The following is a 15,459-nucleotide window of genomic DNA, read 5'->3' as shown; positions in this document are numbered from 1 at the left end:
GGCTGCAGCAGCTGCTGGCGGTATTGGCCTGGTGGCATGCCAAACCAGCGTTTGCAGGCCCGAAACAGGTTGCTCTGGTCGCTGAAACCCAGCTGGTCCGCCACCTCGGCCAGGCTGCGGCGCGGGTCGGCCAGGTATTGGCGGGCCAGCTCGCTGCGGGTGTCGTCCAGCAGTTGCTGAAAACTCACTGACTCTGCCTGCAGGCGGCGCTGCAAGGTGCGATCGGTGAGGTGCAGGCGCGCAGCCACGTCCTCGCGGCGGGGTTCACCGAGGTGCAGCATGCGCGATATCTCGGTGCGCACCTTGGCGCTGACCAGCGATTGGCCCAACGGGCCCAACTGCCCCAGCTCGGCCTCTACCAGTTGCTCGTGCAGCGCCCACAGGTTCGGGTTGTGGGTGGGGATGGGTTGCAGCAGGTCGGCTTCGGCCATCAGGAAACGGTTTACTGGCTGGCCAAAGTGGGGTGGTACGCCAAATGCAGCGCGGTGTCGCGTATCGTCGGCTGGCGCTGGGGTGAGCAGCTCCACGGCCAGGGCAGTGAGGTCGCGCCGGGTGAGCCAGTCGCACAGCGTCAGCAGGGTCAGCACCGCAAACTCCACCCGCTGTCGCGGTATGGGGCGCGAGGCGCCGATGTGGTTAAGCACCATCCAGTAGCCGCGCGGGTCACGCTCCATCGAGAACGTGGTGGCGTCCGAGATCAGCGCCATGTGTCGGTCCAGGTGCTTGAAGCCTTCGAGAAGGTTGGGCCCCGAGGCCAGTGCGTGGCCCACCAGGTCCAGCTTGCCGTAGCGCGCGGCCAGCTGGCGGTCCAGGCCCAGCCCCGGGCGATCGTAGTGCTGGGCTGCGGCCTCCCACAAGCGGCTGACGCGGTCCACATCCACGCGCGTGTGGGGGTGTTGCAGGCTCTCCAGGTCGATGTCGGCATGCGCGCACAGGGCCTGCACCGGCAGTCCTTCGGCTGCAAACAGCTCCGCAATGCCGCGCACCCAGGCGGCAGAGCTGGTGCGCTGCGGCAGCGGGTTCATGGGCAAGTCCCTGTCTCAGGGTTTACGCGCGGGTGGTGTTCTGAAGTCACTGTTTTGGTGTGGTTGCGATAGTGGGTTGTGGGCCGGGCGTTTCCACAATCGGCGCCGAGGTCGGTTCCAGGCGCGAGTGTGATGCGTTCTGCAGGCCCGCCCGCGAGTGTGATGCGTTCTGCAGGCCCGCCCCATTCCTGAAAACCCCGAAGGAGACAAACAACATGGCCTATTTTGCAAAGAGCCTGCGCTGGGGCGCAGCATGCCTCGCCGCTTTGATGACCACGGCGTGTGGTGGTTCTGGCGGTACGCCGCCCGAACTGCGCGAAACCCGCTACGGCATGGTGCGCGGCACGGATGACAGCGCCACCAGCGGCACCTATGCCTGGAAGGGCGTCCCCTATGCCCAACCCCCTGTAGGTGCCCTGCGCTGGCAGCCGCCCGCGGAGCCTACCGCCTGGACGGGCGAGCGCAGCGCCACCCGGTTTGGCAGTGCGTGCCTGCAGATGGGCCGCATTTACGGCCCGGGCGCCAACAACCGTTTTGACGACACCATTGGCCAGACGCTCAACACCCCCCTGGGCAGCGAAGACTGCCTGACCCTCAACATCTGGCGTCCGGCCACCGCGCAGGACAACCTGCCAGTGCTGGTCTTTATCCACGGTGGCAGTGCCATCTCGGGCTACACCGCCGACCCGGTGTACGACGGCGCCGCGCTGGCCAAGTCGGCCAATGCCATCGTGGTCACAGCCAACTACCGGCTTGATGTGCTGGGGTATCTGCAGTTGCCCGCCCTGCATGCCGGCAACACCGGCAGTGGAAGCAGCGCAGGCGGCAGCACCTATACCGGCAACTACGCGCTGCTGGACGTCGTGCAGGCGCTGCGGTTCGTCCAGGGCAACATCGCCCGGTTTGGCGGCAATGCGGGCAACGTCACGTTGATGGGGCAGTCGGCGGGGGCCATCAATGCCTTGGCGCTGCTGACCGCACCGCAGGCCACCGGGCTGTTCCACAAATTGGTACCGATCAGCGGCGGGATCTCCTTGGCGTCGAACCTGCCCGCCGGGTCCATTCCCACACTCAACCCGGTCTCCCGCTACGCCACACAGGCCAGCCAGTTGCTGGCGCATCTGGCCGTGGCCGATGGCCTGGCACCTGGCCTGCCCGAAGCCCAGACCCTGGTGGCCAGCTGGCCCCCCGCGCAGGTGGCCAGCTACCTGCGTGGCAAGGATGCGCGGGTCGTTTTGCAGACGGTGCTGGCAAAGGGGCTGACAGGTTCTGGCCCGATCCCGGACGGTGTGGTGGTTCCGGCCGATCCGATCACGGAGATTTCTGCGGGCCGCTATCAGAAAGTGCCTGTGTTGTCTGGCTACACGGCCGAGGAGGGCAAGCTGTTTGCCCCGTTCCTGGTGCTGCTGGGCGGCAAGCCCGGCATGAAGATCGGCGATGCCGAGCGCTTTGCGATGATGCAGCGCTTCGACCCTGATGCCCCCACCACCCTCACTGCGGCGGACATTCTGGATGCGTCTTACCTGCCGGTGACAGCCCCGGGCACGGGCTACAACGCACGCACCCAGCTGCTGGGCAATGTGTTCATTGGCACCAGCCGCGACAACCTGCTGAACGCCCTGCGCAGCCAGCAGAGCAATGTGTGGAACTACCAATTCAACTGGGCCCAGCAGCCCGCACCGTGGAACGATGTGTACGGCGCGGCCCATGCGTTCGACCTGCCCTTTGTGTTTGGCAACTTCGGTCCCTCGGTGTTTGCGAAGGCGACCAACAGCACCGCCAACCAGCCGGGGCGCCTGGCCCTGTCGCGGGCCATGATGGACAGCCTGCGTGCGTTTGTGCACACCGGCGATCCCAACAACGCCACGCTGGGCCAGACCTGGCAGCCCTGGCCCCGCAAGTTCATCTTTGATGCAGACCAGAAGGCGGTGCGCCTGAGCGTGCAATGACCCTCGTGCTACAGATGTCGAACAGACCTCGGCCGAATGCGGGTGTTCAGTGCGCGGCCGTGGCGGCGAGGTATGCGTTCAGCGCCTCGTCGTCCACGATGGCCACGCGCCCGAAGTCCAGCGACACAATGCCCATGCCCTCCAGCGACTGCAGCACCTTGTTCACGGTCTGCCGCGACAGGCCCACCAGCTGGCCCAGCTCTTCCTGCGTGAGGTTGAGCCGCCGGGTGCTGCGCCAGAACAGGCGGCTGAGGTACAGCGCCACGCGGTGCTCGGTGGACTGGGTGCGCCCGGCTTCGATGATGGTCATGGCCTGGCCCAGCCGCATGTTCAGATGCAGCACCAGGAACTGGTTGAACGCCAGGCTGGTCTCGCGCAGCGTGGCAAACAGCGGCAGGGGCAGGCACAGCAGGGTGGTAGGGCGCAGTGCCACCACGTGGTACCGGCGGGGCTCGGGCTTCATGGCCGAGCCCTCGCCAAACCATTCACCGTCAGGTACGCCGATGAAGGCGGACGACCGGCCCTTGCTGGTGGGGCTCTGCAGCATCACCAGACCCGACAGCACCGCATGCCAGCCCCGCACGGCGCTGCCGGCGGGCATCATCACCGCGCCCTTGTCGGCCTGCTCGGCAAACACCTCTTCGCGCAGCCGCTCCTGCATGGCGGCAGGCAGGCCCGCGAACCAGGGCTGGGCGGCTATGAATCGTTGGGCGGATGGGGCAGCGCAGAGCATGGGCCTGATTGTCGCTGCAGCGGTGCCGACGGTTCAGGGTATTCCCTTGCCCTTTGTCAGTGGGACGACAAGTGTTGGCAGCCATGCCTGCCGGGCGCACACTCCGCTGTGGTTCACGGGGTCCGGCGACGGTGCAGCCGTGCCGCCGCCGATGCCATGCCAGTGTGGTGGTGTGGCGTGCGTGGTTTCACCCCAGTGGCGTGCGGGGGCACGACGCGGGCGACACCCGGACGCCGATACGCGCGCTACGATGACCGTTCCATTCACTACAACATCCAAGGAGTATTCATGCTGGGCTTGATGCAGAGTCAACCATTGCTGATTTCGTCGCTGATCGAATTCGCCGAACGCCACCACGGCGACGCCGAAATCGTGTCCCGACGGGTGGAGGGGGACATCCATCGCTACACGTACCGCGACCTCGCCGCACGTGCCCGCCGCCTGGCCAACGCGCTGGATGACCTGAAGCTCCAGTTCAGCGACCGGGTGGCCACGCTGGCCTGGAACGGCTATCGCCACATGGAGATGTATTTCGGCGTGAGCGGATCAGGCCGCGTGCTGCACACCGTCAATCCGCGCCTGCACCCCGACCAGATCGCCTGGATCATCAACCACGCAGAAGACCAGGTGATGTGCTTTGACGCCACCTTCTTGCCCTTGGTGCAAGCGGTGCATGCCAGGTGCCCCACCGTCAAGAAATGGGTTGCCCTGTGCGATGCCGACAAGCTGCCTGCAGACACCGGCATTCCCGGCCTGACCAGCTACGAAGCCTGGATTGGCGCGCAGTCTTCGGACTACGCCTGGCCCGAGTTTGATGAGAACTCTGCATCGAGCATGTGCTACACCAGCGGCACCACAGGCAACCCCAAGGCCGCGCTGTACAGCCACCGCTCCACCACGCTGCACGCCTACGCTGCGGCGCTGCCCGATGTGATGTGCCTATCGGCCCGCGACTCGGTGCTGCCCGTGGTGCCCATGTTCCACGTCAATGCCTGGGGCATTCCGTACTCGGCCGCGCTCACCGGCTGCAAGCTGGTGTTCCCCGGCCCGGCGATGGACGGCAAGTCGATCTACGAACTGATAGAAGCAGAGAAGGTCAGCTATGCCGCAGGCGTGCCTACCGTGTGGCAGATGATGCTGGGCCACATGAAGCCTGCGGGCCTCAAGTTCTCCACGCTGCGCCGCACGGTCATTGGCGGCTCGGCCTGCCCGCCCGCCATGATCCACGCCTTCAAGGAAGACTACGGCGTGGAGGTGCTGCACGCCTGGGGCATGACCGAGATGAGCCCGCTGGGCACGCTGTGCACGCTCAAGAACAAACACCTTGTCATGTCCAAGGACGAGCAGATGAAGATCCTGCAGAAGCAGGGCCGTGCGATCTATGGCGTGGACATGAAGATCGTGGGTGGCGACGGCAACGAGCTGCCCTGGGACGGCAAGACCTATGGCGACCTGCTGGTCAAGGGCCCCTGGATCGTGGGCAGCTACTTCAAGGGCGAGGGCGGTGACCCGCTGGTGCGCGACGCGCAGGGCCGGGGCTGGTTCCCCACGGGTGACGTGGCCACCATCGACGCCGATGGCTTCATGCAGATCACCGACCGCAGCAAGGACGTGATCAAGTCCGGTGGCGAGTGGATCAGCTCCATCGACATCGAGAACATTGCGATGGCCCACCCCGCAATTGCCATGGCGGCGTGTGTGGGTATGCCGCATCCCAAGTGGGACGAGCGCCCCATCGTCGCCGTGGTCAAGCGGCCGGGCACCGAGGTGACGCGCGAAGAGCTGCTGGCCTTCTACGAAGGCAAGACGGCCAAGTGGCAGATCCCCGATGACGTGGTGTTTGTCGATGCCATTCCAATCGGTGCCACGGGCAAGATGCTCAAGACCAAACTGCGTGAGCAGCTCAAGGATTACAAGCTTCCCGGCCTGTGATCAGGGGGCAATGCATGTGCGCGCATCGCTTGCGAGCGCCATTATTTGCATTGCCCCAGGCTGGTGCGCGCTCGGGGGAGCGCTGCGCCAGTCACGTGTGCGACGCTGGTAGGGGCAATCCCTGAGCATCGCTTTGTTGCAACGCGGTACGCTGCGTTGTGTCGATTTACAAGGAGACAAAAGCATGAAGTTCGCTATTAAGGCTGTAGCAGCCTCGGTAATCTTGGCAAGCGCTGGCGGAGCCTTCGCTCAAAAGGGCGAGACGGTGAAAATCGCCTGGCTCGACCCCCTGTCTGGCCTGATGGCGGCAGTGGGAACGAACCAGCTCAAGAGCTTCCAGTTCATCGCTGAAGAGTTCAACAAGAAGAACCCTGCAGGCGTCAAATTTGAAATCATCGGCATCGACAACAAACTCAGCCCCCAGGAAACCACCAGCGCTTTGCGCTCGGCCATGGACCAGGGTGCACGCTATGTGGTGCAGGGCAACGGCTCCGGTCCGGCGCTTGCCATCATGGACGCGCTCGAAAAGCACAACGCACGCAATCCCGGCAAGGAAGTCCTGTTCCTGAACTACGCGGCCGTGGACCCAGACCTCACCAACAGCAAGTGCAGCTACTGGCACTTCCGTCTGGATGCTGACACCTCCATGAAGATGGAAGCCCTGACGACCTACATGAAGGACCTGCCAGAGGTCAAGAAGGTCTATCTGATCAACCAGAACTACTCACACGGCCACCAGGTCTCCAAGTTCGCCAAGGAGATGATGCAGCGCAAGCGCCCCGACGTGCAGTTTGTGGGTGACGACCTGCACCCCCTGGCCCAGGTGCGCGACTTCTCGCCCTACATCGCCAAGATCAAGGCGTCGGGTGCTGACAGCGTGATCACCGGCAACTGGGGTTCTGACCTGGCGCTGCTGATCAAGGCCGCCAACGACGCGGGCCTGAACAACGTCAACTTCTACACCTACTACGGTTCTGTCACCGGCAGCCCCACCGCCATGGGCTCCGCTGCTGCAGGCCGCGTGTACATGGTGGCTTATGCCCACATGAACCTGCCTGGCCCGCTGAACCAGATCGTGGTGGACTACAAGAAGAAGTTCAACGACGACATGTACACCGGCGCCGTGTACCACGCCTTCACCATGCTGTCCGAAGGTTTCGTAAAGGCCAAGTCCACCGACCCTGTCAAGGTGGCTGCCGCGTTTGAAGGCATGAAGTTCAAGAGCTTCAATGGTGAAGTCGAGATGCGCAAGACAGACCACCAGTTGCAGCAGGGCCTGTTCATTTCCAAGTGGGAAAAAGCCGGCGGCAAGTACCCCATCGACTCGGAGAACACCGGCTACACCTTCGTGCCCCTGAAGTACTACGAGCCCTACGTGGCCAGCACGCCCACGTCGTGCCAGATGAAGCGTCCCTAAATCCGGCGCTGGCGTTTCGGCGCCAGAACTTCGAGGCCCGACCTACTCGGGCCTTTTTTTTCCCTCCGTGATGAAAAATTCCAATGAATCCTGAGTTTTTCGTGATCTCTTTGCTGAACGGCGTGAGCTACGGGCTCCTGCTGTTCATGCTGAGTTCCGGCCTCACGCTGATCTTCAGCATGATGGGCGTGCTCAACTTTGCGCACACCAGCTTCTACATGCTGGGTGCCTATTTCGCGTTCACCATCTCCGGGGTGGTGGGCTTTTGGCCTGCGCTGGTGCTGGCACCGCTCGTGGTGTTTGTGCTGGGTGCTGCGTTTGAACGCTATGCCCTGCGCCGGGTGCACAAGTTTGGCCATGTACCCGAGCTGCTGGTCACGTTCGGGCTGTCGTACCTGATCCTGGAGGTCGTGCAGCTGGTCTGGGGTCGCTCCACAGTGCCTTACGGCCTGCCTGAGCAATTGCAGGGCCCGCTGTTCTCGCTGTACGGCACGCAGTTTCCCAAGTCCCGTTCGTTTGTGATGCTGGTGGCAATGCTGATGCTGGTCTCGGTGTGGCTGCTGCTTACACGCACCCGTATTGGCCTGGTGATCCAGGCGGCTCTCAAGTACCCGGAAATGGTGGAGGCGCTGGGCCACAACGTACCGCGTGTCTTCATGCTGGTGTTTGGTGGCGGTGCTGCGCTGGCGGGCCTCGCAGGCGTGATCGGTGGCAACACCTACGTGACCGAACCTGCCATGGCTGCGTCCGTGGGCTCCATCATCTTCGTGGTGGTGGTGGTGGGCGGCATGGGCTCGCTGGCCGGGGCTTTCATCGCGTCGCTGCTGATTGGCGTGGTGCAGACATTTGCTGTGGCGCTGGACTACTCGCTGATCCACGTCTTCAAGGCCGTGGGCGTGGCCGTGACCGACCAGACCTTCGGCTATCCCTTGCTCAAGCTCACGATTTCCCAGGTGGCACCCATCCTGCCGTACCTGTTCCTCGTGCTGATCCTGATCTTCCGCCCCAAGGGCCTTTTGGGCACGCGGGAGGACTGATGCCATGAATTCAACCACTCATCCTGTTTCCAGTGCCACGTCGCACTACCGGTTCAAGCCCTGGAATGTCGGGCGCTTCGTCATCTGGACGCTGTTCGCAGCAGCACTGATCGTGGCACCCATGCTGTTTCGCAGCAGCCTGGCGCTGACCATGCTCTCGCAGATCGGCTACCTCATCATCATCTGCCTGTCCTACAACATGTTGCTGGGGCAGGGCGGCATGCTGAGCTTCGGCCATGCCGTGTACACCGGGCTGGGCTCGTTCATCGCCATCCATGCCATGAACATGGCAAGCAAAGGCAGCTTCGGCATTCCGCTGGTGCTGATTCCCATCGTGGGGGGGCTCGCCGGGGCATTCTTTGCCATCTTGCTGGGCTTTGTCACGACCAAGAAGTCAGGCACCACCTTCGCCATGATCACCCTGGGCATCGGCGAGCTCGTGGCTTCGATGGCGCTGATGTTTCCCGAGTTCTTCGGGGGTGAGGGCGGCATCACCACCGACCGCGTGTACGGCCAGTCGTTCTTCGGCATCACCTTCGGGCCTGCCATTCAGGTGTACTACCTGATTGCTGCTTACTGCTTCGTGTGCACGGCGGCGATGTTTGCCTTCACCGGTACGCCGCTGGGCCGCATCCTGAATGCGGTGCGCGACAACCCCGAGCGTGTGGAGTTCATTGGCTACAACACGCAGCGGGTGCGCTACTTCGCCTTCATCATCGCGGGCTTCTTTGCCGGCGTCGGTGGTGGTCTGGCCACGATCAATTTCGAGATCGTGACGGGTGCCGACAGCCTGAACGTTGTGCGCTCGGGTGGCTATCTGCTGTTCACGTTCCTGGGCGGTGCCACCTTCTTCTTCGGCCCCATCATTGGTGCGGTGCTGCTGGTGCTGGCCTCGGTGCTGCTGTCCGAGCTGTCCAAGGCCTGGCTGCTGTACCTGGGCCTGGTGTTCCTGTTCATGGTGATGTACGCGCCTGGCGGCGTGGCCAGCCTGATCATGATGAACCTGCGCCTGGCCAAGTTTGGCAAGTTGCGCCAGCTGTGGGCGTCGTACCTCGCGCTGGGCGGTACTGCCCTGGTGGGGGTGATGGGCGCGGCCTGCATGATCGAGATGACTTACCACCTGCAGCTCAATGCGGCGCTGGGGCCAGAGTTGACCTTCCTGGGGGCCACGCTCAACGCCAAGGGCTTGACCAGCTGGTTTGGCGCGGTGTTTGTGATGGTGACGGGCTTTGCCCTGTTTGAACTCTGCCGCCGCCAGTTTGTGCGCCAGTGGGGCAGGATCCAGGAAGAAATAGAACATGAAATCAAGCGCGGGGAGGCTTTGTAACCATGGCGGCTGACAACGCAACCTATGCGCTCGAACTGCGCGACCTGCGCAAGAGCTTTGGCAAGACCGAGATCATTCGTGGGGCCAACCTGGCCGTAGCGCCCGGCGAACGGGTGGCCATCATCGGCCCCAACGGTGCGGGCAAGTCCACGCTGTTCAATCTGATCAGCGGGCGCTTTGCGCCCACCAGCGGCGACGTGATCCTGAACGGCCAGCGCATCAACGGCATGGCACCGTACGAGATCAACCGGCGAGGGCTCTCGCGCAGCTTCCAGATCACCAACATCTTTCCCAAGCTGTCGGTGTTCGAAAACCTGCGCTGCGGCGTGCTGTGGAGCATGGGCTACAAGTACACGTTCCTGCGTTTCCTGTCGAACCTGCACGATGCCAACGAGCGCGCCAAGCAGCTCATGGAGATGATCAAGCTCGACAAGAAGCGCGACACGCTGGCGATGAACCTGACCTACGCTGAGCAGCGCGCGCTGGAGATTGGCATCACCATCGCGGGCGGTGCCAATGTGATCCTGCTGGACGAACCGACGGCCGGCATGAGCAAGACCGAGACCTCACGCTTCATCCACCTCATCAAGGAAGTGACCGAAGGCCGCACGCTGTTGACGGTGGAGCACGACATGGGCGTGGTGTTTGGCTTGGCCGACAAGATCGCTGTGGTGGTGTATGGCGAGGTGATTGCCTTTGACACGCCCGACAAGGTGCGCGCCAACCAGCGCGTACAAGAGGCTTATCTGGGCTCGGTCGTTGCGGACGAGCAAGGGGCGGGACACTGACATGCTGAAAATCGAAAATCTCCACGCCTATTACGGCAAGAGCCATGTGCTGCATGGCGTGACCTTCGACGTACAACCCGGTGAAATCGTGGCCCTGCTGGGGCGCAACGGTTCGGGCCGCTCCACTACCGCCAAGGCCATCATGGGTCTGGTGGACTGGGAAGGTACCCTCAACTGGAAGGGGCAGGACCTCAACGGCAAAAAGGCCTACGAGATTGCGCACCTGGGGGTGGGCTACGTGCCGGAAAGCCGCGATGTGTTCCCCAACCTCACCGTGCACCAGAACCTGATGCTCGGCCAGAAGGGCAGTGGCAAGAACAGCCGCTGGTCGTTCGACGACATGTACGAGATGTTCCCCCGCCTCAAGGAGCGCCAGCACACCGAGGCGGGTGTAATGTCGGGCGGTGAGCAGCAGATGCTGACGCTGTGCCGCACGCTGATGGGCGACCCCGACCTGATCATCATTGACGAGCCCACAGAGGGTCTCGCGCCCAAGATCGTCGAGCTGGTAGGCCAGTACCTGCAGACCATCAAGTCGCGCGGCATTTCGGTGCTGCTGATCGAGCAGAAGCTGACCATCGCGATGAAGATTTCTGACCGTGCACTGGTGATGGGGCATGGCTCCATCGTGTTCCAGGGCACACCGGACAGCCTGCGGGCCGACAGCTACATCCGCAAAGAGTGGCTTGAAGTCTGACGATTTCTGAAAAGCCATGGCTCAAAGAGGTGCCCGATATCTGAAGGCGCCTCTTTTTTTGCGCTCCCAAATGTTGCGCTGCAAACCCCCTTGTCCCGCCCGGGACAAATTGACACGCCAAATGGGTTTGAAGTCTCTACAATAAAAACGCACGATCGTTCTTTTTCACTTTCCAAGGAACAACAGCACCATGACCGCTGAATACAAAGTCCACGGCTCCGTTGCCGTGATCACCATGGCCAACCCTCCCGTCAACGGACTCGGTCTGGCGACCCGCCAGGGCATCGTGGACGGCCTTGGCCGTGCCAATGCCGATGCAGTGGTCACGTCCATCGTGATCACCGGTGCCGGTGGTGCGTTCTCTGGCGGCGCCGACATCAAGGAGTTCGGCACCGACAAGTCGCTGCAAGAGCCCAACCTGCTGTCGGTGATTGCCGCCATCGAAAATTCGGCCAAGCCCGTCGTGGCCGCCATGCACAGTGTCGCCATGGGCGGCGGGCTGGAGTTGGCCCTGGGCTGCCACTACCGCATTGCCGCGCCTGGCTGCTCGATCGCGCTGCCCGAAGTCAAGCTGGGCCTGATCCCCGGCGCAGGCGGCACGCAGCGCCTGCCCCGCGTGATCGGTGTCGAAGCCGCGCTCAACCTCATCGTGAGCGGCGAGCCCGTCAAGAGCGAAATGATTGCGGGTGTGCCCGGCCAGAAGCTGTTCGACAAGATGGCCGCGTCGGCCGAGTCGCTGGCGGCAGAAGCCCTGGCGTTTGCACAAAGCGTGGCCGATGCCCGTCCTCTGCCCCTGGTGCGCAACTTCCCCTGCAAGCACCCCGAAGGCGATGCGTACTTCCAGTTCGCGCGCAACATGGTCAAGGGCATGGCCAAGAACTTCCCCGCGCCTGCCAAGTGCGTCGACGCAGTCGAAGCCGCCACCAAGAAGAAGTTTGCCGAAGGCATGCTGGTCGAGCGTGAGATCTTCATCAACCTGATGTGGACGCCTGAGTCGCGCGCACTGCGCCACCTGTTCATGGCAGAGCGTGCGGCGAGCAAGATCCCTGACGTCGCATCCGACACCCCCAAGCGTGACATCAAGCTGGTGGGCGTGATTGGCGCGGGCACCATGGGCGGCGGCATTTCCATGAACTTCCTGAACGCGGGCATCCCCGTCAAGATTCTGGAAATGAAGCAGGAAGCCCTGGACCGTGGCGTGGCCACGATCAAGAAGAACTACGAAGCCCAGGTCAAGAAGGGCAAGCTCAAGCAGGACAAGTACGAGCAGCGCATGGCCCTGCTGAGCACCACGCTGAGCTACGACGACCTCAAGGACTGCGACCTGATCATCGAGGCCGTGTTCGAAGAAATGGGCGTGAAGGAAGCGGTGTTCAAGCAGCTCGACGCCGTGGCCAAGCCCGGCGCCATCCTGGCCTCCAACACCTCTACGCTCGACGTGGACAAGATCGCCGCCTTCACCAAGCGTCCGCAGGACGTGGTGGGCATGCACTTCTTCAGCCCCGCCAACGTGATGAAGTTGCTGGAAGTGGTGCGTGGCAAGGAGACCGCCAAGGACGTGCTGGCCACCGTTATGGCCATCGGCAAGAAGATCAAAAAGACCTCGGTGGTCTCGGGCGTGTGCGATGGCTTCATCGGCAACCGCATGATCGAGCAGTACAGCCGCCAGGCCGGCTTCCTGCTGGATGAGGGTTGCACGCCCCAGCAGGTGGACAAGGCCATCGAGAAGTTCGGCTTTGCCATGGGCCCGTTCCGCATGGGCGACCTGGCTGGTAATGACATCGGCTGGGCCATCCGCAAGCGCCGCGCTGTCGAGCGCGCCGACATGAAGTACAGCCGCACTGCCGACAAGCTGTGTGAGCTGGGCCGCTTCGGCCAGAAGACCGGCGCAGGCTGGTACGACTACCAGGCCGGCAAGCGCGATGCGATCCCGAGCGACCTGGTCAACAAGATGATCGAAGACCACCGCAAGGAACTCGGCATCACGCCGCGCAAGATTTCGGACGAAGAAATCGTGCAGCGCCTGGTGTTCGCTCTGGTCAACGAAGGTGCGCACATCCTGGAAGACGGCATTGCCAGCAAGTCCGGCGACATCGACATGGTGTACCTGACCGGCTACGGCTTCCCCATCCACCGTGGCGGCCCCATGCACTACGCCAGCGAAGTGGGTCTGTTCAACGTGGTGCAGGCCATGGACCGTTTTGCCAAGAACCCGCTGGACGACGCAGCGTTCTGGAAGCCCGCTCCGCTGCTGGCCAAGCTGGCCGCCGAAGGCAAGGCCTTCCAGTAAGCCGCACGCGTGCACCCATCTAAAGAATCAAAGGAATTCACATGACCTCCGCAGTGATTGTTTCCACCGCCCGCACGCCACTCGCCAAGAGCTGGAAGGGTTCGTTCAACATGACGCACGGCGCCACTCTGGGCGGCCATGCAGTGCAGCACGCCGTACAGCGCGCCGGCATCGACGGCGCTGACGTGGACGACGTCATCATGGGTTGCGCCACACCCGAAGGCGCCACCGGCAGCAACATCGCGCGCCAGATCGCCCTGAAGGCCGGCCTGCCCATCACCGCCTCCGGCGTGACGGTCAACCGCTTCTGCTCGTCGGGCCTGCAGACCATTGCCATGGCGGCCCAGCGCATCATCGCTGGAGAAGCCGATGTGTTCGTGGCCGGTGGTGTCGAAAGCATCTCCTGCGTGCAGCAAGAGATGAACCTGCACATGATCCAGGACCTGGCTTTGGCCAAACAAAAGCCCGAGATCTACTGGAGCATGCTGCAGACCGCCGAGCAGGTGGCCAAGCGCTACAACATCGGCCGCGAAGCCATGGACGAATACGGTGCGGTCAGCCAGCAAAAGGCCTGTGCGGCACAGGCTGCCGGTCTGTTCGATGCAGAAATCGCCCCCATCACGGTGACGGCCGGTGTGGCTGACAAGACCCTGGGCCTGATCACCAAGCAAGTGACGGTGAGCCGCGACGAAGGCACGCGTGAAGGCACGACGGTGGAGGCCATCAGTGGCCTGCGTTCTGCGCTGCCAGGTGGCCTGATCTCGGCCGGCAATGCCAGCCAGTTCTCCGACGGCGCCGGCGCCTGCGTGATCGCCAGCGAAGAGTACGCCAGCAAGAAGGGCCTCAAGCCCCTGGGCCGTTTCCTCGGCTTTGCGGTGGCCGGTTGCGAGCCTGACGAAATGGGCATCGGCCCCGTGTTTGCCGTGCCCAAGGTGCTGAAAAAGCTGGGCCTCACGGTGCAGGACATCGACCTGTGGGAGTTGAACGAAGCCTTTGCTGTGCAAGTGCTGTACTGCCGCGACAAGCTGGGAATCCCGGCGGACCGTCTGAACGTGAACGGCGGCGCCATCGCCCTGGGTCACCCCTACGGCGTGTCAGGCCAGCGCCTCACGGGCCATGCCCTCATCGAAGGCAAGCGCCGTGGCGCCAAGAAGGTGTGCGTAACGATGTGCATTGGCGGCGGCATGGGCGCTGCGGGTATCTTTGAAGTGTTCTGACCCCGCAGCGGTTTCGCGACCGGGACAACCCCGCGTGCAGTGCCACTGTGTTGAGTGATGCTGTACCGGGGTTTTTTTATGGACTGTGAAGCTCCTCTTTTTATAGCTGCTAGCGTTTGATGGATAAGCGCTGGAAGCCATTTTGAATGTAAATGCCATGAGCCTACGCCCTACCGTCGATTTCTTGCTGTACCAGTGGCTCGACGCCGAGAAGCTGCAAGCCCGCGAGCGCTTTGCGGACCACTCGCGCGAAACCTTCGACGCGGTGCTCGATACCTCCGAGCGCATCGCCCGCGAGAAGTACGCCCCCTTCAACCGCGTGGTGGACACCGAAGAACCCCGCACCGAGACCGAGCCCGATGGCACCCTGCGCGTGGTGCTGCCGCAGGCCACCCACGAAGCGCGCCGTGCCTACGCCGAGTCGGGCCTTCTGAGCGCCGCGCAGGACTACGACATTGGCGGCATGCAGCTGCCCTACACGGTGGAGGCTGCGGCCAACAGCTTCTTTGCGGCCGCGTCGATCAGCATCGGCTCCAACCTGCTGACCTCGGGCAACGCCAACCTGCTCATGGTGCACGGCACCGATCTGCAAAAGCAGGTGTTTGCGCTCAATGAATTCAACGGCCGCTGGTCGGGCACCATGTGCCTGTCGGAGCCGCAAGCGGGCTCGTCCCTGTCGGATGTGGCGACGCGCGCCGTGCCGGATGGGGCAAATTTTGAGAACGACCCGCTGGGTCCGCGCTACCGCCTCAAGGGCAACAAGATGTGGATCAGCTCCGGCGACCACGAGTTGACCGAAAACATCGTGCACCTGGTGCTGGCCAAGATCCCAGGCCCTGACGGCAAGCTGGTTCCGGGCACCAAGGGCATTTCGCTGTTCATCGTGCCCAAGAAACTGGTGGATACAGAAGGCCAACTGACCGGCGTGCGCAATGACGTGGCGTTGGCGGGCCTGAACCACAAGCTGGGCTGGCGCGGCACCACCAACACGCTGCTGAACTTTGGTGAGGGCAAGTACCCCGTGGACGGCCAGGCAGGCGCAGTGGG

At 63.1% G+C, this 15,459-nt stretch carries 12 protein-coding genes; 10 read left to right on the top strand and 2 right to left on the bottom strand.

Going from position 1 to position 15,459, the window contains the following annotated elements:
* A partial coding sequence (locus ISS20_RS18120; protein ID WP_291438321.1) for an AraC family transcriptional regulator occupies positions 1 to 1,025 on the bottom strand: 1,025 nt, incomplete at its 3' end.
* Positions 1,026 to 1,294: 269 nt separating this feature from the next.
* On the opposite strand from ISS20_RS18120, the gene ISS20_RS18115 reads away from it, so the two are divergent.
* Positions 1,295 to 2,974: a carboxylesterase family protein gene (locus tag ISS20_RS18115; RefSeq protein ID WP_291438322.1), complete on the top strand. Its 1,680-nt coding sequence runs from the start codon at positions 1,295 to 1,297 to the stop codon at positions 2,972 to 2,974.
* A 46-nt stretch (positions 2,975 to 3,020) separates the two neighbouring features.
* Here the strand turns inward: ISS20_RS18115 and ISS20_RS18110 are convergent, their stop codons facing one another.
* Positions 3,021 to 3,707: a Crp/Fnr family transcriptional regulator gene (locus ISS20_RS18110; protein WP_056063530.1), complete on the bottom strand. Its 687-nt coding sequence runs from the start codon at positions 3,705 to 3,707 to the stop codon at positions 3,021 to 3,023.
* Between the two features lie 288 nt (positions 3,708 to 3,995).
* Here ISS20_RS18110 and ISS20_RS18105 point away from each other — a divergent pair, with 288 nt between their 5' ends.
* The 9 genes from ISS20_RS18105 to ISS20_RS18065 all read left to right on the top strand — a co-directional run.
* Positions 3,996 to 5,639 carry a 3-(methylthio)propionyl-CoA ligase gene (locus tag ISS20_RS18105; RefSeq protein ID WP_291438320.1) on the top strand — a complete coding sequence of 548 codons (1,644 nt, stop codon included), beginning with the start codon at positions 3,996 to 3,998 and terminating at the stop codon, positions 5,637 to 5,639.
* Positions 5,640 to 5,823: 184 nt separating this feature from the next.
* A complete protein-coding gene (locus ISS20_RS18100) occupies positions 5,824 to 7,056 on the top strand; it encodes a branched-chain amino acid ABC transporter substrate-binding protein (RefSeq protein ID WP_108499645.1) in 1,233 nt (410 codons plus the stop codon).
* Positions 7,057 to 7,139: 83 nt separating this feature from the next.
* Positions 7,140 to 8,093: a branched-chain amino acid ABC transporter permease gene (locus ISS20_RS18095; protein ID WP_291438319.1), complete on the top strand. Its 954-nt coding sequence runs from the start codon at positions 7,140 to 7,142 to the stop codon at positions 8,091 to 8,093.
* Positions 8,094 to 8,097: 4 nt separating this feature from the next.
* Complete coding sequence (locus ISS20_RS18090) at positions 8,098 to 9,420, top strand: branched-chain amino acid ABC transporter permease (protein WP_291438318.1); 1,323 nt, start codon at positions 8,098 to 8,100, stop codon at positions 9,418 to 9,420.
* Between the two features lie 2 nt (positions 9,421 to 9,422).
* A complete protein-coding gene (locus tag ISS20_RS18085) occupies positions 9,423 to 10,208 on the top strand; it encodes an ABC transporter ATP-binding protein (protein ID WP_015014388.1) in 786 nt (261 codons plus the stop codon).
* Position 10,209: 1 nt separating this feature from the next.
* Complete coding sequence (locus ISS20_RS18080) at positions 10,210 to 10,905, top strand: ABC transporter ATP-binding protein (RefSeq protein ID WP_060987409.1); 696 nt, start codon at positions 10,210 to 10,212, stop codon at positions 10,903 to 10,905.
* Between the two features lie 190 nt (positions 10,906 to 11,095).
* Entirely contained in the window at positions 11,096 to 13,195 is a 2,100-nt protein-coding gene (locus ISS20_RS18075) for a 3-hydroxyacyl-CoA dehydrogenase NAD-binding domain-containing protein (RefSeq protein ID WP_291438317.1), read from the top strand.
* Positions 13,196 to 13,236: 41 nt separating this feature from the next.
* Positions 13,237 to 14,412: an acetyl-CoA C-acyltransferase gene (locus tag ISS20_RS18070; protein WP_291438316.1), complete on the top strand. Its 1,176-nt coding sequence runs from the start codon at positions 13,237 to 13,239 to the stop codon at positions 14,410 to 14,412.
* Positions 14,413 to 14,569: 157 nt separating this feature from the next.
* On the top strand, positions 14,570 to 15,459 hold an 890-nt coding region (locus ISS20_RS18065; RefSeq protein ID WP_291438315.1), incomplete at its 3' end, for an acyl-CoA dehydrogenase family protein.

It is taken from the genome of Acidovorax sp., from assembly GCF_016783915.1.
In the GTDB taxonomy this organism is placed as follows: Bacteria; Pseudomonadota; Gammaproteobacteria; order Burkholderiales; family Burkholderiaceae_C; genus Acidovorax.
Note: the sequence above shows the minus strand (reverse complement) of the source record. Positions and strands in the feature narration are given on the sequence as shown.

What these genes read in the sequence shown, in the direction of transcription:
- ISS20_RS18075 (WP_291438317.1), top strand. Translation starts at nt 11,096, where the DNA reads ATGACCGCTGAATACAAAGTCCACGGCTCCGTTGCCGTGATCACCATG.
- ISS20_RS18085 (WP_015014388.1), top strand. Translation starts at nt 9,423, where the DNA reads ATGGCGGCTGACAACGCAACCTATGCGCTCGAACTGCGCGACCTGCGC.
- ISS20_RS18090 (WP_291438318.1), top strand. Translation starts at nt 8,098, where the DNA reads ATGAATTCAACCACTCATCCTGTTTCCAGTGCCACGTCGCACTACCGG.
- ISS20_RS18100 (WP_108499645.1), top strand. Translation starts at nt 5,824, where the DNA reads ATGAAGTTCGCTATTAAGGCTGTAGCAGCCTCGGTAATCTTGGCAAGC.
- ISS20_RS18095 (WP_291438319.1), top strand. Translation starts at nt 7,140, where the DNA reads ATGAATCCTGAGTTTTTCGTGATCTCTTTGCTGAACGGCGTGAGCTAC.
- ISS20_RS18105 (WP_291438320.1), top strand. Translation starts at nt 3,996, where the DNA reads ATGCTGGGCTTGATGCAGAGTCAACCATTGCTGATTTCGTCGCTGATC.
- ISS20_RS18080 (WP_060987409.1), top strand. Translation starts at nt 10,210, where the DNA reads ATGCTGAAAATCGAAAATCTCCACGCCTATTACGGCAAGAGCCATGTG.
- ISS20_RS18070 (WP_291438316.1), top strand. Translation starts at nt 13,237, where the DNA reads ATGACCTCCGCAGTGATTGTTTCCACCGCCCGCACGCCACTCGCCAAG.
- ISS20_RS18115 (WP_291438322.1), top strand. Translation starts at nt 1,295, where the DNA reads ATGACCACGGCGTGTGGTGGTTCTGGCGGTACGCCGCCCGAACTGCGC.
- ISS20_RS18110 (WP_056063530.1), bottom strand. Translation starts at nt 3,707, where the DNA reads ATGCTCTGCGCTGCCCCATCCGCCCAACGATTCATAGCCGCCCAGCCC.